This is a genomic window from Paenibacillus sp. FSL P4-0176 (assembly GCF_037975265.1).
Taxonomy (GTDB): domain Bacteria; phylum Bacillota; class Bacilli; order Paenibacillales; family Paenibacillaceae; genus Paenibacillus; species Paenibacillus amylolyticus.
The window spans coordinates 2,367,413-2,387,921 of sequence record NZ_CP150242.1 but is presented as its reverse complement, the minus strand read 5'-3'; the positions used below and the strand labels follow the sequence as shown (position 1 = coordinate 2,387,921).

Below are 20,509 nucleotides of genomic sequence, written 5' to 3'. Positions count from 1 at the left end.
ATATTACGTACATCCGCGCACTTACTTTAAACTTGTAAAAAAGAACGGCATCCGTCCAGAAACAATGCTGCTGCAAAAGCAATTCGTTTGTTCAGATGTTCCTCATTAAACTCTGGATTTAACATGATATCCATCTTCAGCCGGTCCAGAATTCCGATATATGCTTCAGCGAGCAATACAGGCTCAGGTACACTTGCACTCTCCAGTACCTCACACACCATACTCATGTATTGATTCATGAATGCCTTCATGAATTTCATCAGATCCGGATCATTATTGGGTGCCATAAAAAAGAGCTTGGTATGATTGCGACGCTCATAATAATACGTAAGGTGGGTCTTGGCTATTGCTCCAAGTTTATCACCTGTGTTCTCATACGAGTTCAAAGCATATTCAAGACGGCTGATAAAACTGTTACAATCCCGCTTGGATACTGCGATAAATAATTGTTCCTTGCTTTTGAAATATAAATAAATGGTGCCTTTTGCGATGCCGGCTTCGTCTGCAATATCAGACATTTTGGTCTCATAAAAACCTTTCGAGCCAAAAATACCATAGGCCGCATCCAAAATAGCCTCCGATTTGTCTCCCTGTACAGTGCTCAAAATGTACTCCCCCCTACAACGCCAAAATGTTACCTAAACCAATCGCCACACATCCGCCGATCACCGAGCTAAGCACGTTCACCAGGTCGTTACTCATCCATGCCCAGCCACGAGCCCGAACCGTTGGATGCCCGCAATGTTCATGTACCTCAACTTCACGGCCACACACAGTACAACGATACATCATCTGCACCGTTGCGCCCAGATAGGAATCGGCAAAAGCCCCTGCCAACCCGCCTGCAAGACCGACAAAAGTCCAACTAAACAGACTAAGCCCTTCTATCCCGGCGATCCAGGAAAACAAGAATGCTCCCGCACCAATCAGAGCCCCGCCTACGGCTGCAGCCACGGTGCCAAGAAGTGAAACACCTCCTGAAGCACCTGGCTTAAGTACCTTCCACGTGAGAACAGAGCGCGGCGGCTTGCGACTGAGACTCCCAATTTCGGTTGCCCATGTATCCGATGTAACGGTAGCCATTACACCAATGAAAGCATACACCCATGCCGGATGTGGAAATATCCAGTATCCCAGACATAGGAACATGCCCATTCCACCATTAGCCATCACTTGTCCGGCATCCCGATTTCCTGACTTGGCATAGGATTTCTCCAGCTCCTGCTTCCGATCTTTACGAAACCTGGAGAGCAACGTTGAAGTAATGAAAAACAACAATAACGTGCCAAACCAGAACAGGTTGCCCGCTCCGTAATATATCGTTCCCATCATGATGGCTGCCAGGCAGCCAGACAAGGTTAGCGACTTTTTCGCATAGGCAGCACCTGCCACCATAGAAGCGCATACGGCGCCAATAATCCAATCCATAATGTCTCCTGCATGCAGCGTATGTACAGCCCGCATGACGTTTATTGTATTTTTGAAATTCAATTATACCACGGTTTGATCCCAATGCCGAAACTCCTTACGCCAGCACACAAAAAACCCGTTTTGGCCTCGTGTAGAAGTGCCAAAACAGGTTATTGATCAAACGTTAAAATAAGATAACTTCCCTCTTCAAGTAACGTCTGGAATTTGGTGTTCCCAGGTTCTGTTTCAGACCCGCTTCGCTCCTCCAATGACTCCATATCGGTAGAGTACTCTGCGACCAAACCAGTTGAACAATCGATCCGTCAGGAATCCCATAAAACCCAGGGAAATCAGTCCGACAAAGATCCAATCTGTTCGGAAAAAGAGTCTGGAGTTCCAGATTAAGTAACCCACTCCCTCATTGGAGGCAATCATCTCAGCACCGATTATGGCCATATACGAGGTTCCCATCGCCAGTCGCACACCTGTGAAGATATACGGGGTTGTCGCCGGAACAATCACATGCAGCAGAATCTGCCGTTCATTGGCTCCCATACTGCGGGCCGACCGGATTTTGTCTTCTTCAACGGAGAGTACACCTGTCAGTGTATTCAATACAACAATGAAGAAGGTTGCATACATAATGAGCGCGATCTTGGATTGCTCACCAATTCCGAACCACACCAGAAATAAGGTAATAAAGGCGATCGGCGGGATAAAACGTATAAAGTTAAGGAACGGTTCCGCGAACAGCCGGATGAGATGAACTTTGCCAATAATCAGCCCTACCGGAATAGCAATGATGCTTCCGAGTACCCAGCCCGCCAGTACACGAGTGAAGCTGATTCCGATATACTCCATCAGCGTACCGTCAGCTATCAGTTCGCGTGCTCCCAGGATCGTGTGCCACGGACCAGGGATTACGTCAGGCCCATAGATAAGGGCACCCAGCTGCCAGATTAAGATGACCGTTACCCATAGAAGCGGGATAGACACCCATTTTTTCTCCAACCATTTCATCTTGTATATCACCTCAATTATTCTTCAAAGTGGCCTTGAATTCGGTCATACAAAGTGTTGAACTCAGACGAGGCGATGTTCCTCGGGTAAGGTAACGTGTTGTGGTAAATATCCGTTATATTCGAAGACGGACCTACAGACATAATGCCTATGCGCTCACCAAGCAATAACGCCTCCTGAATATCGTGAGTGACAAAGATAACGGTTTTATGGGTTTCTTTCCAAATATTCACCAGTTCTTTCTGCATGGTCCGCCGCGTCATTGCGTCCAGCGCACCAAATGGCTCATCCATCAGCAAGATCGCCGAGTCATTCGCAAGTACCCGGGCCAATTGAACCCGCTGCTTCATGCCACCCGAGAGTTCTTTCGGAAATTTCCCCTCATGAGCACTCAGTCCCACAAGCTGGATGTATCGATCAGAGATCTCACGTCGTTTTGTCTTAGGCACCTTGGACATTCGAAGTCCGAATTCAACATTTTCCCTCACAGTTAACCATGGAAAGAGAGATGAATCCGCCTGCTGGAATACCATTGCCCGATCCCTTCCCGGTCTGTCGATCTCCTTGTTGTCTACCTTGAGCTGTCCACCCGACTTGGAGATAAAACCCGCGATCATGTTCAGCAGCGTTGACTTCCCACACCCACTGGGACCAAGCAGGACAAAGAACTCTCCTCCCTTGATAACCAGATCGACATCCTTAATGATATAATGCACATCCCCATTGGTCGGGGCATGATACGTTTTCCGTAGCTGTTCAATATGAATGGTATGCTGAGTTGCAGGTAAGGACATAACGGACACCTCCCATTTGAATATAAATTATTTACTATATGTCACTTTATCCGGCAGAGCCTGCTGGAGAGAAGTCAGATCGAGTTTGGAGTCGAGATCAAAATCCTGTTCGATGATTCCAGTGTCCACCATATATTGCTTCTGACCTGCCAAACTATCATAAGCAGCCTGCGTAAATCCAACTTCCCATGGATTGATCGGAAGGTCTTTTAATGTGGCATCTTTAGGCTGTTTGGTCTCTTGATACATCAGATCTGCAACCTCTTCAGGATGCGCTTGAGCATACGTGGAAGCTTCATCCAGCGCCGCAAGGAAGTCACTGATCTTTTCAGGGTTTGCCTGGATGAATTCATTACTTGATACCAGTCCCATACCAAGGCGTATAGGCGTCTGAGACATATCCGTCAGCTGGTGTACTCCTTCGAGTGCATCGAATTTATCGGTTAACGCGGAACCTATGACCCAAGCGGCATCAAGGTCTCCCTGTTTCAGTGCGATGTAGGCCTCATCAAAAGCCCCCTGACCAATTTGCGTCACATCACTCAGCGCCACCCCCTGATCTTTCAAATATTCATCCCATAGATATGGAATAAATGTGCCTCGAATGAAACTCACTTTCTTGCCCTTCAAATCCGCTCCACTCTGAATATCCTCCTTTGCATACAGCTTCCAGGCGGCTGCCGCTTCATCCGTAGTCTGGCCTGCAGAAGCGATGACTGAATATTCCCCTTTAGACAAAGCATTTAATACAGGGAAGTCCGCCCCGTACGCAATATCTACCTGTTTGATAAATAGTGCATTTACACCTTCAGCCGGTGAGCCAAACGTAATACTCTCTGCATCAATGCCCCTGTTTTCAAAAAAACCTTTGGCAATGGCTACCCTGAACGTTGGGTTGGTACTTGTATCTGCGATTCGAATTTTTACATTATCGGTATTTTTACCGGTAGCGTCTTTTGCTCCAGATCCTGCTGCGTTTGAACTGCATCCGGATAATAGGAGTGCCGTTGCCAAGAATAATATCAATACGCCGGTTACTATGGATGGTTTTCTCACAATATACACCCCATTCGATCTAGTCATGATTCTTGACGCTTAACCGCCTGACTTGCCTTCATCCGACGTTGCCACACAGGCTGCACCCTCCACAAATGGAAGAGTTGTCTCTACGCTCACGATGGATGCAGAACCTTTGGGTGCTGCTCCCGGGACCCTGTAGGTGGAGACATCAATGGCTTCGATGGCAACTTCCTGCGGTTTCTCCAACTGTGGAACCCACTGATAAGGAACTCGATATGAGCGATAGACCATATTGGTATTCCGCCCATCCATGTAAGGGGAGACATACTCCCAGACCAGCTCATGCTCCGCAGTCACTTCGAACAATCTGCCATTGGAACCCTCGGTTATTAGGGTGTTGCCGTTAGGTAAACGCTGGGCGGAACTGATGTATGGGCTATAAAATTTATAAGAATCCGTCGGAACTGAGAAACCTGCTTCTGCCGATGTATACTGCCAGACAATCTCCAGAGTGACCGGGTTAATCTCCAGTACACGGGAGTGATCCCGAATCGCATGTTTCAATCCAAATGGAGAAGCCGGATTTGGAAGGCCGTAACCTGCCCAGCCGCCATTGTCGAATACGAGCAAGTTGCCTTCTCCTGGTAGACCTTGGGGAATGATATGTGCATGATGCTGTCCGATAATTGTGCCGATGTGTTTCGCTTCAGTTGAAGTATAGTCTGGCCCTAATCTCCACACGATCTTTCCACTCTGTCTGTCTGTAATGGCAATAATATTGGCCTCTCTGGCATCCCAGATAATATTGTCGGGGTGGAACCGTTCGTCTCCCTCTTCATAGAAACGGTTGGGTCCGACATAAGAGGCAGAATTAATATGTAACCAGTCACCAACGCCACCACCCAGATGACCGAAAGAACGTGTATTTGGATCACGGAACAGGACATTTCGAGCAGCTTCATCAAAACCTAATTCTTCAAAGTGTTCGTTAGGCAGCCACTCCCAGAGTACCTTCCCCTCCCAATCCACTTCGATAATGGCATCATCAAGCAATGGCTTATCTGAAATTTGCGGGTTACTCACATTTTTGTGAGCCAGAATAAGTGTTTTACCACTCTTCGTCTTTGGCGCAAGGCCAGGTGCATAATAACCTACCGGATTCCCCTCACGCTGATAATCATGATGCTGGCGGGCATACCATAGTGGCTCATACCCCGGATCTTCGATGTGTTCGTAGCTATTGTATTTCCATACAATGTTGCCGTCCCAATCCACCTGAACCAGATCGACATTATCCTGAATACCGAACTTCGGATCTCTCCGACCCGTGCTGCCCAGCACGTAGCCGCCAGGTAATATTTTGGCCGGAAAACCTAATAATCCTTTCCACAGGTGAACCTCCTTGCCATTCATATCGATCAATACTACGCCTTCTTCACCTGCCTGATAAACGGTATAACCGCCCCAAGCCTTATCCGGATTGTATAACGTCGCTCCAGTTGGATATATTGTTGAGTGTCCCATTGATCATCTCTCCCTAGAATGTTTGTGGTATATCAAATGTCGTTACATTGACCCAACCTCAATAACTGAGATAGTTCCTCTTCCCGGCATTGTCCCGCTGCTTCTGCTCAAGGTCACTTGTGGAGGACCGATCATGTTCTTGTATCCCGTTGCTCTCCGCCAATTCCAGCACCGTGTCCGAGAATCCCTCCAGATTCGCTACTACCCGCTCGTAGAATTGACTTTGCTGCTCCAGTTCCTCACTCGTAAAACCCTCAAACAGAAGCGTGATACATCGGGCACCGATGTTGCTGTTTCTCGCATACATCTCCCGCCCGCTGGATGTGATGTCCAGTAAAACCGTCCGGCGATCGTCTTCCTTTCGTCTGCGGATGGTGAGTCCCTTTTTTTCCAACTTATCGGTTAGAGCAGTAATGGCACCGGATGTAAAGTCCAACTGTTCTGCCAGATCTCCAAGCCGCTGTTCTCCCTCACGAATGATTTTGTGCAGGATAAGCATGCCTGGCAGGCTGATACCTTCTACAGAGATGCGATCCCGCTCTTTGACAAATCGTCTGACCATTTTGCGAAATAACCAATCCGTCCGCTCCAACGCTTCCCAGTCTCTATCACTCATTTCATAACCTCCCTGATCGTTTGAAGCTTCAATAAAGATACGAAAAAAGGCCCCCGAGGACATTCCTTAGAGGAGTAGTCCCAGGAGCCTTTGGTGATCCAATCAGCTCAATGCAGTTTTCAGTTCAAATTATTTCACTGTTCATTTAATGAGTATTAAAATAATTGAGATTATCATATAACCAACTAACCCAACCTGTCAAGTGAGAATTAAAATATAGATCTACTTTTACAGTCATTACCCGCCGGTTTGAAATTACTTATCCTGTTTTAAGTTTCACTTCAGGTTTCCCGTTTACACTATTCTCAGATCGAAACATCTACAACTACATCAACGACAAGCTACGATTCAGTTCGTACTCAACTAAAGAAATGAGGATTATCCATATGAATATGAAAAGAGTCATTATTATAGGCACAATGATTGTCACTATGTCCTTCGCTGGAACAGCCTGGGGCCAGTCTGCCATCTCTCCCATACCTACTGCTAAATGGTCCATCGTTGACTTGGACACTCGTGAGGGAAGCAGTGATGAGCTGCTCGACGCTCTGAATCAGGCTTCAGAAGTGGATCTGTACCAGGAACTGTACAACGGCAAATCACTGAGGACGATTACGGAAGAAAACAACGGGAATTTGGATGAGGTCATTGCTATACAAGTAAGGCAGCTCAAGGAACAGTTGGATGAACGGCTCGCAAGTGGAAGTATCAGCTCGGAGCAACATGCTGCACAACAAGCTGAACTGGAAGAGTTGGTCACGCGGAGTGCAAACACCGCATACAGCTTGGCCTAAATTAGTAGCGTATCCGTACGATGAAGATATAAACATATATCCACGATAACACAGCAAAAAGGAGCGTATTCACGCCCCTTTCTTGTACCCTATTCATCTCAAGCAGGTATGATGTGTAATCCTTATTGCGCTGCCCCAATCGTGCAGGCACCCAAGGATTCGCCGTCCCATGCCAGTTCGAGCACATCTCCTGCTTGTGTTGGTCCAACACCTTCAGGTGTTCCTGTAAAAATGACATCGCCCGGCCCCAGGCCGTAATGGTGACCTACATAATCCACAATATCTTGTAAACTGAAGATCATGTTACGAATGTTACCACGCTGGACTTCCTCACCATTTTTGGTCAATGTAAAGTCTTTCTTCAGTAAAGCTGCCGCACCCGGGAATGCCTGAAATGCAGTAACCGGAGCGGAATTTCTGAACCCTTTGGCCGCTGTCCACGGGTGGCCTTTTTTCTTAATCACGGTCTGTACGTCACGTAACGTAAAATCAATACCAAACGCATACGCATCCACCAGCTCATCTACCGCCATACCTGACTCATAACTCCGGCCGATTTGCACGACCAATTCAGCTTCATAGTGAACTTCACCCTTGCTAGCAGGCAATTCAAGCGTTTCACCATTCAAGGGCACGACTGCATGAGAAGGTTTCATAAAGATCATTGGCTCATCCGGAACCGCGTTACCCAATTCTTCCGCATGAAGTTTATAATTGCGTCCTACACAGTATACATTGCGAATGTTAGTCAACATGGGTATATTACCACCTTTATCGGATTCATTAGTGCATATAGTAAAGTTAAGGTCTGAAAAATCGGCTACTTGTCTCCTGAAATGCCAGCTCCCACACGTCAGGACGGTTCGTACATAACATCAGTTCTGGATCAACTGCCGCCAGTTTCTTCATAATGGTCTTGTCATCCACTGTCCAAGCCATCACCCGAATGCCTGCACTCCGCATCTCGTTCATTAAGGATTTGTCTACATTGGTGTATCCAATCGATAGGAATGTACAATTCATTTGCCGCAATGCGGTTAACAGATCACCTGGTCGTGCATCGATAATCAGCCCTGTCTGGATCTCCGGTGCAAGTTTCTTCACTTCGATCAGAGCGGCTGGTTCAAATGAGGTGATCACAACATCATTTTGCATATGTCTTTTTCTCACTTCATGTATAACAGCCGCAGGCAGACCCGGGTACATGTCTCCCTGCGTTTTCAGTTCAATGTTCAAACGTACTCTGCCGCACGAGCGATCTAACAATTCACTTAGCGCCGGAATCCGTTCGCCTTTGTAAGACTTGTTTTTCCATGCTCCGGCATCCAAACGTTGCAGATCAGCCCAATCGGTTTCCCGTACCAGGCCCTTGCCATTCGTCGTGCGATCCACTGTAAAATCATGAATGACCACTGGCACACCATCACGCGACAACTGCACATCCAGCTCCATCCACTGAACTTCAGGCCGCTCCATGGCCATCAGGAATGCAGCCATCGTATTCTCTGGTGCAATAGAAGAAAATCCACGGTGCGCTACACAAAGGTTGTTCATTCGATTCCCTCCTCAAAAAGGTTGTTAATTAGGTGAAGCGACCCCATTCCCATCATATCGAATACCCGGGGAGAGCTTAGCCATCTGTTCCAACAGCAGTTTGTTCGCCTCATCAATCATTGGAATGGCCTGACCTAGCCCGGCCTCATAAGGGATAACTTTCATGCTGCAAGCTGCATCTTGACTACAGCGAGCCTGAAATACCGCCGTTTTCCACGTCTCTTCGGTTGTTGATCTGGAGAAAATGAAATTTCCCGTACTATATGCAATCCACTTCCCCTTATAGTACTCCAACCCTTGCAACACATGAGGATGACCACCTATGACCAGATCAGCGCCAGCATCTACAAACTCATGAGCCAATCGGGTCTGGTCACTATTCGGAGTACTTACACGTTCCTCTCCCCAATGTGCAACCACGATGACCAGATCAGCCTTCTTACGGGCCTCTTGGATCGCTTTGACTGCTCCTGTGGAATCATAGGCTTCAGCTACGCCAGCCCGATTGCCTTCCGCCTTCCAACTCGTTTCCGGTACAACTCGGGAGAACCCAAGCAATGCAATCTTCATGCCTTTGCGTTCCAGATATGCTGGTGCATAGGCCTCATCCCTGTTCATACCTGCCCCGGTGTGAGCTATGCCATATTCCTTGAGATAAGTTAACGTATCCACCAAGCCCTCTACGCCCTGATCCAGAATATGATTGTTAGCCAAATTCACAGCATCAAAACCGGCTGAAGCCATTGCCGCCAATGCTTTGGGCGAAGATTTGTAGACATAGGTTTTATCAGCTGCACTGGTACCACCCTGAGTTATTGGTGTCTCCAGGTTACCGATGGTAAGATCATCATCCTTGAATAATCTGCCGAGTTTGGCAAAGGGATAATCATAACCGTTTTTATCCAGCAGTTCAGCAACTTTGCCCGAAAATTGAATATCACCCACAAAGTTAATCGTAACATCCTTCGCTGAATTGGAAGGTTTCGACGTCCCTGATTCCTGATCCACACCTGCATTTCCCTTGGTGCTGGATGGTGTTGAAGTTGCCGTAGGTTTTTTCGTTCCGGATTCTACTTTCTCACTATTGGTATTGCTTGAAGTGTCAGGTGTCGCTACTCCAGATGTCTTATCTGCATCCGCTGTTGTCTCTTCATCCGTAGCTTCGTGTTCTTCTTCCGAAGTCTCATCGGATTCCGAGTCTGGATAAGTTACTTGATCGCCGCCTTTGGCATCGTCTCCAATGGAAGGCTGATCCTGATCGACGATTTCTTGTTTCACCGGCTGGTCTGCCTGTTGCTGACGTGTATCAATGACATAAAAAATGCCCACCAGACCAATTGCAATGATCAATACAATATTAACTGTCCAGATGATTGTGATTGTATTGCGGGTGCGTTTACTACCTTTTTTCTTCTTTACGCTTCGCTCTGATCTTGGGGGATACATAAGCAACTCCTCTTCTTCTTCACAGCCATACATACCATTATATCAGGCATATTCTGGATTTCCATCATTCCTTGGAACTGTATCGATTGAAAGGGTATGAACTCAGTTAGCTTCCAGATCTTCACATAAAAAAAGCCATCTCTCCAGTAGATAATTCTACGTTTGAGACAGCTCTCTTGCTGTACTTAATCTGCTGCAAGCTCTTGTGTAGCCTGAACAGACATTTCCTTCGCTTGTCTGATGCAATCAGGCAAGCCTACGCCCTCATAACCTGCACCTGCAATGTACACACCAGGTAATTTGCTGCCAAGCTCCTCACGGAGGGCGGCAATATGTTGGAGGTGTCCCACCGGATACTGTGGCATGGATTTACGTAGCCTTGTAATCTCGGAGAAGATCGGCACTGCTTCAATACCCATCGTCTCTCTCAGATCCTTGAGAACGAGATTCGTCAGCGCTTCATCCGGAAGCTCTACGTTCTGTTCGTCACCGGAGCGACCAACATAACAGCGAAGCAGCACCTTATCATCCGGGCTCGTATGCAGCCATTTCGTCGATGTCCACGTGCAAGCCGTAATATTACGGCCCTCTTTCCGCGGAACGAGGAAACCCGATCCGTCGAATACATGCTCCACCTCTTTTTTCTCAAAAGCGAGCACCACATTGGCTACAGACACATAGTTAATTGCATCCAGTGCCGCTGTATCGACGTGAGGCTTCAGCAGCTCCGACGCAACATATGTTGGCACAGTAACCACTACATCATCCGCTTCAAGCATTTCGCCATTACCCAGTTCAACACGGTATCTGGTCTGCGCTCCATCAAGGCGTTGCAGCGACTTCACCGCAGTGTTCAGACGTTGGTCCACATCCTGCAGTTCATGTACGAGGGCATGAACAAGGCTCTGCAACCCCTGGCGAAAGTTCAGAAAGGCACTTCGTTTTGTTCCGGTATGCGTCTCAGCCGGTTTGCGACCCGTCATCATGCCCCGGATCAAGCTGCCGTAATCGCGCTCTACTTCTCCGAACTGCGGGAAGGTAGCCTGGAGGCTCAATCGCCGCATATCACCTGCATAGATTCCTGCGAGCAGTGGTTCCGTCAAGTTCTCCAGCACTTCTGCTCCAAGACGACGTTCAATCATATAACCGAGCGATTCATCCTCTGTTGTACGACGCGGCGGGATGACAAAATCCATCAACGCCCGCAGTTTGCCTGCCGGAGAGACCAGACCACTTCTCAAGAATGGTCTTAGTTCTGTCGGAATACCGAGAACAAGTCCTGCTGGCATAGGATGAAGCTTGCCACGCTGCATGATATACGTTTTCTTCGACTCCGGATTCTGACTTACCAATTCATGATCGATCTCCAATTCTTTGGCAAGATCAATCATTGCTGTTTTGCGAGCCAGGAAAGAATCCGGCCCTTTTTCAATCACAAATCCATCCCGGTGCAGTGTCTCAATCATGCCTCCCATGGACGAGCTTTTCTCGACCAAAGTAATCACGGGTTCAACGCCCGCTTCCCGGTAATGCTTGCGGATATAAAATGCCGCGCTGAGGCCGGTAAGGCCACCGCCGACAACAACAACACGGCGTTTCTTATCACCCATTACTCATCCGACCCTTGCTGCCATTGGCTTATAATAACGTCGCTTAACGTCTCCATGTATAGAGGATCGCTATTGAGAGAGTCAATACGCATCAGGCGCATGTCGATCTCTTTGGCAATCGATTTGGCCTCGATATCGAGATCATAGAGCACTTCGAGATGATCCGAGACAAACCCGATTGGTGCCACCAGCACATCCTCTACCTGTTCACGAGAAAGCTCCTGTAACGTATCCAGAATATCCGGTCCAAGCCAAGGCTCAGCTGTTCGTCCGGCACTCTGCCACGTAAATTGCCAATTGGTTATGCCTACACGTGAGGCAATCACTTCTGAAGTCTCCAGCAATTGTTGCGGGTATGGATCACCCATCTCCACAATACGCGCCGGCAGACTGTGCGCACTAAACAACACCTTCACATCTCCGCGTTTTGCTCCAGCTTCTTCGAACGCATCCAACTTGGCACTGACACGTGTGGACAACGCCTGAATTAACTTCGGATGCAGATGATAACTCTCAATAAAGGACATATGAACGCCCAGCTCTTCTGCTTTTTCACGCGCACGTTTGATATAACTGCCTACACTCATCGTGGAAAAATGAGGAGCCAGTACAATACCAATCGCTGTCTGAATTCCATCCTTCGCCATCTGCTCCACGCCATCCTCAATAAACGGATAGGCATGCTTCAGTCCTTGATAACAACGGAATTCCACCTCAGTGCCACGCTCATCGCGGTTTAATGTCTCTTGAAGGGCCTTGACCTGATTGTCTGTGTTCTCCCGAAGTGGAAAAACACCGCCAACAATGGCTTCATAACGATCCGTCAGTTCTTTCAATTGCTCTGGTTCAGGCGGACGTCCTCTGCGGATATGTGTGTAATACGCTCCAACACTCTCCATATTTTCCGGTGTGCCATACGACATCACCAGTACACCTACAGTATTAGTCATTGGTTACCGTCACCCCACTCTTCATTGCTTCGGCAGAATATTCATGAATATACGCCGTTAGTTCTCTGAGCTTTTCTAGCGATGCTTCAGGAAATAATCCGTGTCCGAGGTTGAAAATATAACCCGGCTCCTTGATTCCTTCGTCAATAATCAATTTGGCTTGCTCTTTAATCAGTTCCATCGGGGCAGTCAGCAAATATGGGTCCAGGTTACCCTGTACTGCAAATTTGCCGCCAAGACGTTGACGCCCTTCCGAAATGGATACTCTCCAGTCGAGTCCAATCACATCGGCTTGCAGATTATGCAGTGCTGGCAACAACTCACCGGATGCAACACCAGGGAAATAAATCTTCGGTACATTCAAATCCGATAATTCGGTAAAGATACGGGTAATCGTAGGCAACACATATGTTCTGAAGTCTTTGGGAGAAAGTGCTCCAACCCAGCTGTCAAACAACTGGAATGCCTTACCGCCATTCGCAATATGCGCACGGACATATGTAATAACCATATCACCAAGCTTCTGCATCAGCTTGTGCCACACCTCAGGCTCGCTGTACATCATCGTTTTGGTGCGGATATAACCTTTCGAAGGTCGTCCTTCAATCAGATAACTCGCAATCGTGAATGGTGCGCCCGCAAACGTAATAAGAGGCACATCAAGCTCCTTATCCAGAATTCGAATGGTTTCCAGAATATGTGACAGATCTCCTTCTACGTCGATGGGACGCAGCCGATCCACATCTGCAGCGGACCGAATAGGATTATCGATAACTGGACCAATATTTTTTACAATGTCAAAATCAATGCCCAGAGAGGCAACCGGATTCATAATATCGGAATACAAAATAGCCGCATCTACACCAAGTTTGCGTACCGGCATGAGTGTAACTTCAGCCGCCAGCTCGGGTTGTTTGCAGATTTCTAGCAAGGAGTACTTTTCTTTAATTTTGCGATATTCAGGATCGTAACGTCCAGCTTGACGCATGTACCATACCGGGACACGGTCTACCTGTTGTTTAAAACTTGCCCGAATCAGTCGATCATTATAGCTCATGTAAGAAGCCTCCAATAGTTTTTGGACTCATAATTACCATTATGCCCTTTTTAAACAGCCGTAACAACCACATGCAGATGCGTTCTACGTGACAATACTATGACATTCCTTACACCCATCCCTCATATGCCAATTATGTTATAATGAAAGAATGGTGTTTTTTTGAGAATTACAGAAATATCTTTGAAAGGAAGTGAAAGCACTTTGAAAACGTGGAAAGTAAACCTCATTGTGCTTTGGTTCGGACAATTTTTGGTCAATTCGGGCATGACCATGATTACCCCATTTTTGTCTCTTTATCTCGCAAGAGATCTGGGTGTTGTTGGCGAACATGAAATTGGCATTTGGGCGGGGTTTATTTTTGCAGCCAATTTCCTCACCTCATTTTTGTTCCAACCACTCTGGGGCAAGTTATCGGACAAGTATGGCCGTAAAGTTATGCTGCTGCGGTCGGGATTCGGGATGGCCATCGTAATTGCCCTTATGGGTCTGGCACAGAATCCTTGGCAGCTTCTCTTATTGCGTTTGCTTAACGGTACCATCTCCGGTTTCAACCCTGCAGCTGTTGCACTGATATCGGGTACCACTCCGAAAGATCGCATGGGTTTTGCCATGGGAATCAGTCAGTCCGGACAGGTTGCCGGTACAATCCTGGGTCCACTTATTGGTGGCTTGTTAGCGGATGCGGTAGGCTTCCGCCCCATTTTCTACATTACAGGTGGACTGATCTTTGTCGCTTCCATGCTCGCCATGTTCCTGGTCAGAGAGAAGTTTGACCGTCAAGAAGCAGCCAAACTGCCGGCACAATCCGTATTATCCGGTCTGAAGGAATTGAACAAGTCACCTCAACTGCCCGCACTGTTTGCTGTGACGTTTCTGTTGCAGTTTGCAATGATCAGCCCCATGTCACTCTTGCCGCTGTATGTGCAAAAATTGCATGCTTCGGATGTAAATGTGGCCTTCTGGGCAGGACTTGTCGGTGCAGTTACGGGACTATCCAATATGGCAATGTCTCCGATTCTCGGGAAGCTGAGTGACCGGATTGGTCCTCACAAGGTGCTGACGTTCTCCCTCATAGGAACAGGACTCATGCTTATCCCGCAGGCATTTGTTCAGACCGTGTGGCAGCTCATTCTTGTTCGTTTCATGATGGGTGTGTTCATGGGTGGCTTGCTTCCAAGCGTTAATGCCTTGATCCGTTCCTATACATCAGATAGCATGATCAGCCGTGCATTCAGTTTTAATACGAGTACTCTGGCGCTGGGCAACATGCTTGGAGCGATCATTGGAGGATTTATGGCAGGATTCATCGGGATCGAAGGTCTGTTTATCGTCTCTGGCGGACTGCTGCTGCTTAATATGGTTTGGGTCCGATTCAAATTGTATAACAAACCTGCTTCTATTCGGGAATCCTGATTCCCTATCCATTTCTTAAATAGTCCATCTTAATTTTTCATTTGAAAAAGCCGCTTCCAGCGCCTAATTGGCCTGAGAGCGGCTTTTGTCATTCATGCGCCATTCATCATTTATTTATTAGATTGAATTCTATCGGATAATGTTTCACACCAAATACAAAAGCACTTTGTATCGGTTGCAGAGCCGTTCCAGACACAAGTTGAATGTTTCCCATGTGCTGAAGCAATGTATGAAGAACTACCCTTGCCTCCAATCGAGCGAGTGGTGCGCCCAAACAAAAATGAATGCCAAAACCAAACCCCATATGCCTGTTCGGCTTGCGATCAGAGATGAAATCTTCCGGGTTTTCAAATTGGGCACTGTCCCGATTAGCTGCTCCAACCCAGGAAATCACCTGCTCTCCAGCTTGAATCGTCTGGCCATTCAACTCTACAGTTTCCTTGGCGACCCGCCCAATCGCGACAATTGGCGGATAATATCTCAGCGTCTCTTCAATCGCAGAAGTAATCCGTTCTGGATGTTCGCGCAACTCCTGTTGTAGCTCGGGTTGTTCAGACAGAATGCGAACCGCATTGGTAATCAGGTTGGTTGTTGTTTCATTACCGGCAGCAAGTAAGAGAATACAAAAGCCTACCACTTCATCTGAAGTCAATTGCTGACCATCAATCTCCGCAGCAAGCAGTAATGAGATCAGATCATCCTTTGGCTGCAACCGACGTTCTTCCATAATGCCAGTGAAATAGATATGCAACTCCTGCATATTTCTTTTTTTCTCCTCCAATAACTCCTGGAAGGCCTGCTCACTATCGTCACGCGCGCCTTTCACCAACACATCAGACCAGTCTTTGAACTTTTGACGATCCGCCGCAGGGACTCCGATCAATTCCGCTATGACAATGACGGGCAATGGTGTTGCAAGGTCATCAATAAGTTCCATATGTCCTTCTGACAGGTGTGGAGCAATTAACTCATCTGTGATTTCCTGAATACGCGGAGCCAATGCTTCAATTGCCTTGGGTGTAAACGCCTGGTTCACCAGATCACGCAGCTGTTTGTGTTTGGGAGGGTCTGTCGTCAACATGCTCGTATTGGCACGATCACGTGCAGAAGAGAATAGTTTCGGATTTTTCAGAACGTACTTCACATCTTCATAACCAAAAACATCCCAACATTCTCGATGCTCATCATAGCGGACTGGAGTGTTATCACGAAGTTCTGCATACACCTTGAAGGGAGATAACCTCTCTTCCAAAGTCTCCAGTTCCCGAATCGGAATGTAATTTGCATACTTTCTCGGTGCCTGTTTCATCGTTTCTCCTCCAATCAATATTATATATTTATTTACATATGGTGATCACCCCTATTATAAACATAACTCTATTACGAAACCACTCTTTAGACCGTAATTGATCCCCATTACCTAATATGCGTTACTATCATCCTCTCATTCTGTTACCTACTTCTGATATGAGTCCCAATTCGACATTCTTTTATTGAAATTCTTCATTTTATCAGGACAAAAGACTCATTATGTAATGTTAACTAACATTAAAAGGGTTTATTTTCCTTCAAAATTACTAAAACCAGCTCTTATATATCTCTAGCAAAATGAATATTCTTTCGTAATTCCTCATAAATAATCACTTTACTCTCATTATCTACGAATGTAACCGATTACTCTACCATTATCTACGTTTGTCATATTAATTAACATGAAATACAATAAATTTGAAATGGTATACATATTCTTCTTAACAAACTTAACATCACACTTACTTGAAGGAGAGTGCTATTCATGAGTAAAACATCCAATCTTCGTCCCTGGGCCGTATGGAGTACCGCAGCTTTAACAGCATTGACCATCTCGTTGTCCCCCATTGGAACCTACGCCGCGCACGCAGCTACGGTAGAGGTGAAAGGCACAACAGGTGCTGTTCAGACAGCAACTACTACTCCGGCTCGCAATACTTCCATTCCTGCAATACCAGACTCTTCCAAACAATCTGCACTTCCTAATGTATTGGTGATTGGAACTGGCGGAACGATTGCCGGTCAATCCGAGGATGCCACCAGCTTCCAGAATTACAAGGCAGGTACACTTCCCATTGGAGAGATGGTAGACGCCTTACCGGATAAACAGAAGATTGCCGATGTTAGCACACTCCAATTCGGAAACTCAGGTTCAGGTTCCTATAGCATGACCGACCTCTATGACTTGTCGCAGACGGTAGACAAAGCTCTAGCAACGTATGACAGTGTTGTCGTTACCACGGGTACAGATACAATGGAAGAAATCGCTTATTTCCTCGATATGACTGTTCAGAGTGACAAACCTGTCGTGATCACAGGCTCCATGCGTCCATGGACCGTCATCGGTTCTGACGCTCAAGCCAATCTGTACAACGCCATCAAACTTGCAGGCAGTGGTCGTACCACTTCATTTGGCACAGTACTCATGTTGAATGATACAATCCAGCTTGCTCGTGGTGTAACCAAGACAAATGATTATCGGACAGATACGTTTGAAACGCCGATGCTCGGCGCTGTAGGATATATTGATGAAGAAAATATCCGAATCTACCGTGCTCCTGCACGTGCCTTGAAACCTGAAGGCACAGCAAAGCCCGTATTTGATCTAAGTAAAATCACAAAGGCAGATCTGGCCAAAGTAGAAATTGCGATCTCGTATCAAGAAGCTGGCGGCGGAGCCATTGAAGGATTCGTGAGCAGCGGTGCCAAAGGAATTGTGACTTCCGGTACCGGAGCTGGCGGTATCTCCAGAGCTATGGGACAAGCTCGTACCAAAGCCATTGAAGAAGGTGTCATCTTTGTGACCACCACTCGGACGGGTTCAGGAAGTGTGTACGGTGGCGGCAAAGGTATCATTGCAGGCGACAACCTGAGTCCACAACAAGCTCGTGTATTATTGATGCTGGGCTTGTCCTTCAGTGATGATTTTGACACCATCAAAAAATGGTTTGAAACGTACGGAACACCTGAAGTATAAATCGAACTACAACAACGATATCTGTAAATACAAAGAAAGAGACGATACTCCCTGTGATTCAAGGTGTGTCGTCTCTTTCTTTGTGTGTTTTTAGAAAACTCCGTACAGCATCACGATCCACCTCACAAACATAAAAGCGTGAGATCGTGCTCCATCGGAGTTTTATCTTTAGGAAATTTCCACTTTTACTTTACCCAAGCAAGTACCAGCCCATCGTAATCCGGCAACATGGTCGTCACCAGGCGCGGGTCACTTGCCATCTGTTCATTGAAACGACGAACAGCAAGCACGGCCGGGCCCTGCTTGTCCGGATTCAGCGTACGACCACGCAGGAAACAATTATCACCAACAATAACAGCACCTGGCCGAGCCAGCTTGATGGCATAGTCAAGATATACCGGATAATTCTCCTTATCTGCATCAATAAAGAAGAAATCGAATGTGCGACCTTCCTGCTCCAATTGCTCCAGGCTGTCTGCCGCCGGGCCAATGCGGTACTCCACCTTTTCGCCAAAACCACCTTCCTCCAGATGACCACGCGCCATTGCCGCATATTCCCCTTTCAGTTCCAGCGAAGTCAGGGTTCCATTCTCACGCAATCCACGCGCAATGCAGATCCCACTGTAACCGCCCAGCACGCCGATTTCGAGCGCAGCTTCTGCTTTGGATGTCTTCGCTAGAAACGTGAGCAATCGTCCATATGCCGCCGCAACCGAAACTTCCGGCATACCGTTCGAACGGATGGCCTCTTTCACTTTCAGCAAAAGCTCATCCTCTTGAAATAATTGATTTACATATTCATCAGGGGTCAGATTCACCACTAAAATCCTCCTTGGACACTTGGACTGCTTTCCATATGGATGCCAATGTTCTATAATAAATGTTTGTTATCAACACAGGCGGTTGACTGATGCATCACTTCGAAAGAGGAGTGCATACGTTCACCGCATTTCTCATTGTAAGTTTTTTCACGGAAAGCGGCAAGGCCGCACCGTTACTATACAGCAGAGAGAAGGATATCCTTCTCCAGCTTGAAATGGAGTTGAAATGAATCACATGGCTCAATTGCAATTGATTGCAACCTCGGCGATGGGACTCGAGGCTGTTGTTGCCCGGGAACTGAAACAACTGGGGTATGAAGATGTTACGATCGACAATGGACGGGTTTTCTTCACAGGAGATTATATTGATATTTGCCGTTGTAATCTGTGGCTGAGAAGTTCGGATCGCGTATTGGTGAAAATGGGTGAATTCCCTGCCACGACTTTCGACGAATTGTTTGAAGGCACCAAAGCACTGCCTTGGGAAGAGTGGATTCCAGCCGACGGCGAATTCCCTGTAGAGGGTCGTTCTCAAAAATCCCAGTTAAGCAGTGTGCCTGCATCACAAGGGATCGTGAAAAAAGCAATCGTAGAGAAACTGAAGCTGACTTATGACACAGAGTGGTTCCCAGAGGATGGGTCTCGTTATGTGATTGAGGTCATTCTGCTGAACGATCGCGCCCTGCTTACTTTAGATACGACGGGACCAGGTCTGCATAAACGGGGTTATCGTAAACTCGTCACCGAAGCGCCACTCAAAGAAACACTTGCTGCAGCTCTTATTCAGCTCAGCCGCTGGAATGTATCTCGTCCATTCTATGATCCATGCTGTGGATCAGGCACAATGCTGATCGAAGCCGCTATGATCGGCTGGAACATTGCACCGGGACTTCGTCGGACCTTCAACTCCGAGGACTGGGCTGTTATTCCTGAAGAATTATGGGAACAGGCGCGCGAAGAAGCATTTGATGCTGTACGTGACGATGTCCCGTTACAAATTTCAGGTAGCGATATTGATCCTGAAGCGATTGAAGTTGCTATGGCAGCGATCAAAAGTGCTGGGTTCGCCAAAGATATTGAAGTCAGCGTCCTGCCCGCTCATCGCGCAAGACCACAGGGTGAATATGGTGTTATCATTACCAATCCCCCATATGGTGAACGTTTGAGTGAAGAAAAAGAAGTTCAGAAGTTGCTCCGCTCATTAGGGCGCAGTTACCTCGACATGCCAACATGGTCCTTTTTTGCAATCACATCAACCAAAGCTTTTGAGGAGTATTTCGGTCATAAGGCAGACAAACGTCGCAAGTTGTTCAACGGACGAATAGAAACCCAGTACTATCAGTATTTGGGCCCACTGCCCCCACGAAATAAAGCACCACAATCTTCATAATTATTTCGAATCTAAAGCGCTCCTGCCATCCATGGCCGGGGCGCTTTTTTTGTGCGCTTTTCTGGTCATATGAATTCACC

General features: G+C 47.1%; 19 protein-coding genes. 4 read left to right on the top strand and 15 right to left on the bottom strand.

Annotated features, from left to right (window positions below):
* Positions 1-26: 26 nt before the first annotated feature.
* From MKY95_RS11100 to MKY95_RS11070, 7 genes are all read right to left on the bottom strand, one after another.
* Positions 27-605, bottom strand: a complete 579-nt coding sequence (locus MKY95_RS11100; RefSeq protein ID WP_036609680.1) for a TetR/AcrR family transcriptional regulator — start codon at positions 603-605, stop codon at positions 27-29.
* Between the two features lie 13 nt (positions 606-618).
* Positions 619-1,428 (bottom strand): DUF92 domain-containing protein, encoded by an 810-nt coding sequence (locus tag MKY95_RS11095; RefSeq protein WP_076318415.1) that lies wholly within the window; start codon positions 1,426-1,428, stop codon positions 619-621.
* Between the two features lie 228 nt (positions 1,429-1,656).
* Entirely contained in the window at positions 1,657-2,430 is a 774-nt protein-coding gene (locus MKY95_RS11090) for an ABC transporter permease (protein WP_074094444.1), read from the bottom strand.
* 17 nt (positions 2,431-2,447) lie between these two features.
* The gene (locus MKY95_RS11085; RefSeq protein ID WP_076318414.1) at positions 2,448-3,224 is read right to left on the bottom strand and encodes an ABC transporter ATP-binding protein; all 777 of its coding nucleotides are present in this window, start codon (positions 3,222-3,224) and stop codon (positions 2,448-2,450) included.
* A gap of 27 nt (positions 3,225-3,251) precedes the next feature.
* Entirely contained in the window at positions 3,252-4,307 is a 1,056-nt protein-coding gene (locus MKY95_RS11080; RefSeq protein WP_076318413.1) for an ABC transporter substrate-binding protein, read from the bottom strand.
* Positions 4,308-4,319: 12 nt separating this feature from the next.
* Positions 4,320-5,768, bottom strand: a complete 1,449-nt coding sequence (locus MKY95_RS11075; RefSeq protein ID WP_076318412.1) for an aryl-sulfate sulfotransferase — start codon at positions 5,766-5,768, stop codon at positions 4,320-4,322.
* A gap of 58 nt (positions 5,769-5,826) precedes the next feature.
* Positions 5,827-6,384 carry a MarR family transcriptional regulator gene (locus MKY95_RS11070; RefSeq protein ID WP_076318411.1) on the bottom strand — a complete coding sequence of 186 codons (558 nt, stop codon included), beginning with the start codon at positions 6,382-6,384 and terminating at the stop codon, positions 5,827-5,829.
* 386 nt (positions 6,385-6,770) lie between these two features.
* On the opposite strand from MKY95_RS11070, the gene MKY95_RS11065 reads away from it, so the two are divergent.
* Positions 6,771-7,178, top strand: coding sequence for a hypothetical protein (locus tag MKY95_RS11065; protein WP_036609695.1), 408 nt, complete (start codon positions 6,771-6,773; stop codon positions 7,176-7,178).
* A 122-nt stretch (positions 7,179-7,300) separates the two neighbouring features.
* Here the strand turns inward: MKY95_RS11065 and MKY95_RS11060 are convergent, their stop codons facing one another.
* From MKY95_RS11060 to hemE, 6 genes are all read right to left on the bottom strand, one after another.
* On the bottom strand, positions 7,301-7,933 hold the full coding sequence (locus MKY95_RS11060; RefSeq protein WP_076318410.1) for a fumarylacetoacetate hydrolase family protein: 633 nt from the start codon (positions 7,931-7,933) through the stop codon (positions 7,301-7,303).
* A 46-nt stretch (positions 7,934-7,979) separates the two neighbouring features.
* Positions 7,980-8,732 carry a glycerophosphodiester phosphodiesterase family protein gene (locus MKY95_RS11055; protein ID WP_047842367.1) on the bottom strand — a complete coding sequence of 251 codons (753 nt, stop codon included), beginning with the start codon at positions 8,730-8,732 and terminating at the stop codon, positions 7,980-7,982.
* 24 nt (positions 8,733-8,756) lie between these two features.
* Positions 8,757-10,178 carry a CapA family protein gene (locus MKY95_RS11050; protein ID WP_076318409.1) on the bottom strand — a complete coding sequence of 474 codons (1,422 nt, stop codon included), beginning with the start codon at positions 10,176-10,178 and terminating at the stop codon, positions 8,757-8,759.
* 185 nt (positions 10,179-10,363) lie between these two features.
* On the bottom strand, positions 10,364-11,788 hold the full coding sequence (gene hemY, locus MKY95_RS11045) for a protoporphyrinogen oxidase (protein ID WP_047842365.1): 1,425 nt from the start codon (positions 11,786-11,788) through the stop codon (positions 10,364-10,366).
* Positions 11,788-12,738, bottom strand: coding sequence for a ferrochelatase (gene hemH, locus MKY95_RS11040; protein WP_076318408.1), 951 nt, complete (start codon positions 12,736-12,738; stop codon positions 11,788-11,790). The genes hemY and hemH overlap by 1 nt, the downstream gene beginning before the upstream one ends.
* On the bottom strand, positions 12,731-13,795 hold the full coding sequence (gene hemE / locus MKY95_RS11035; protein WP_076318407.1) for a uroporphyrinogen decarboxylase: 1,065 nt from the start codon (positions 13,793-13,795) through the stop codon (positions 12,731-12,733). Before hemE ends, hemH begins: the two co-directional genes overlap by 8 nt.
* 204 nt (positions 13,796-13,999) lie before the next feature.
* Between hemE and MKY95_RS11030 the strand changes: the two genes are divergently transcribed.
* On the top strand, positions 14,000-15,211 hold the full coding sequence (locus tag MKY95_RS11030) for an MFS transporter (protein ID WP_036670103.1): 1,212 nt from the start codon (positions 14,000-14,002) through the stop codon (positions 15,209-15,211).
* A gap of 106 nt (positions 15,212-15,317) precedes the next feature.
* On the opposite strand, the gene MKY95_RS11025 is transcribed toward MKY95_RS11030, so the two are convergent.
* Complete coding sequence (locus tag MKY95_RS11025) at positions 15,318-16,520, bottom strand: cytochrome P450 (RefSeq protein ID WP_076318406.1); 1,203 nt, start codon at positions 16,518-16,520, stop codon at positions 15,318-15,320.
* Between the two features lie 486 nt (positions 16,521-17,006).
* Here MKY95_RS11025 and MKY95_RS11020 point away from each other — a divergent pair, with 486 nt between their 5' ends.
* A complete protein-coding gene (locus MKY95_RS11020) occupies positions 17,007-18,218 on the top strand; it encodes an asparaginase (RefSeq protein ID WP_047842361.1) in 1,212 nt (403 codons plus the stop codon).
* 185 nt (positions 18,219-18,403) lie between these two features.
* Here MKY95_RS11020 and MKY95_RS11015 read toward each other — a convergent pair whose 3' ends face one another.
* Positions 18,404-19,036 carry an O-methyltransferase gene (locus tag MKY95_RS11015; RefSeq protein ID WP_076318714.1) on the bottom strand — a complete coding sequence of 211 codons (633 nt, stop codon included), beginning with the start codon at positions 19,034-19,036 and terminating at the stop codon, positions 18,404-18,406.
* Between the two features lie 238 nt (positions 19,037-19,274).
* Here MKY95_RS11015 and MKY95_RS11010 point away from each other — a divergent pair, with 238 nt between their 5' ends.
* Positions 19,275-20,429, top strand: coding sequence for a class I SAM-dependent RNA methyltransferase (locus tag MKY95_RS11010; protein WP_074094429.1), 1,155 nt, complete (start codon positions 19,275-19,277; stop codon positions 20,427-20,429).
* Positions 20,430-20,509 lie beyond the last annotated feature (80 nt).

What these genes read in the sequence shown, in the direction of transcription:
- hemY (WP_047842365.1), bottom strand. Translation starts at nt 11,788, where the DNA reads ATGGGTGATAAGAAACGCCGTGTTGTTGTTGTCGGCGGTGGCCTTACC.
- MKY95_RS11075 (WP_076318412.1), bottom strand. Translation starts at nt 5,768, where the DNA reads ATGGGACACTCAACAATATATCCAACTGGAGCGACGTTATACAATCCG.
- hemH (WP_076318408.1), bottom strand. Translation starts at nt 12,738, where the DNA reads ATGACTAATACTGTAGGTGTACTGGTGATGTCGTATGGCACACCGGAA.
- MKY95_RS11060 (WP_076318410.1), bottom strand. Translation starts at nt 7,933, where the DNA reads ATGTTGACTAACATTCGCAATGTATACTGTGTAGGACGCAATTATAAA.
- MKY95_RS11070 (WP_076318411.1), bottom strand. Translation starts at nt 6,384, where the DNA reads ATGAGTGATAGAGACTGGGAAGCGTTGGAGCGGACGGATTGGTTATTT.
- MKY95_RS11010 (WP_074094429.1), top strand. Translation starts at nt 19,275, where the DNA reads ATGGCTCAATTGCAATTGATTGCAACCTCGGCGATGGGACTCGAGGCT.
- MKY95_RS11020 (WP_047842361.1), top strand. Translation starts at nt 17,007, where the DNA reads ATGAGTAAAACATCCAATCTTCGTCCCTGGGCCGTATGGAGTACCGCA.
- MKY95_RS11050 (WP_076318409.1), bottom strand. Translation starts at nt 10,178, where the DNA reads ATGTATCCCCCAAGATCAGAGCGAAGCGTAAAGAAGAAAAAAGGTAGT.
- MKY95_RS11065 (WP_036609695.1), top strand. Translation starts at nt 6,771, where the DNA reads ATGAATATGAAAAGAGTCATTATTATAGGCACAATGATTGTCACTATG.
- MKY95_RS11085 (WP_076318414.1), bottom strand. Translation starts at nt 3,224, where the DNA reads ATGTCCTTACCTGCAACTCAGCATACCATTCATATTGAACAGCTACGG.
- MKY95_RS11055 (WP_047842367.1), bottom strand. Translation starts at nt 8,732, where the DNA reads ATGAACAACCTTTGTGTAGCGCACCGTGGATTTTCTTCTATTGCACCA.
- MKY95_RS11025 (WP_076318406.1), bottom strand. Translation starts at nt 16,520, where the DNA reads ATGAAACAGGCACCGAGAAAGTATGCAAATTACATTCCGATTCGGGAA.
- hemE (WP_076318407.1), bottom strand. Translation starts at nt 13,795, where the DNA reads ATGAGCTATAATGATCGACTGATTCGGGCAAGTTTTAAACAACAGGTA.
- MKY95_RS11095 (WP_076318415.1), bottom strand. Translation starts at nt 1,428, where the DNA reads ATGGATTGGATTATTGGCGCCGTATGCGCTTCTATGGTGGCAGGTGCT.
- MKY95_RS11090 (WP_074094444.1), bottom strand. Translation starts at nt 2,430, where the DNA reads ATGAAATGGTTGGAGAAAAAATGGGTGTCTATCCCGCTTCTATGGGTA.
- MKY95_RS11080 (WP_076318413.1), bottom strand. Translation starts at nt 4,307, where the DNA reads ATGACTAGATCGAATGGGGTGTATATTGTGAGAAAACCATCCATAGTA.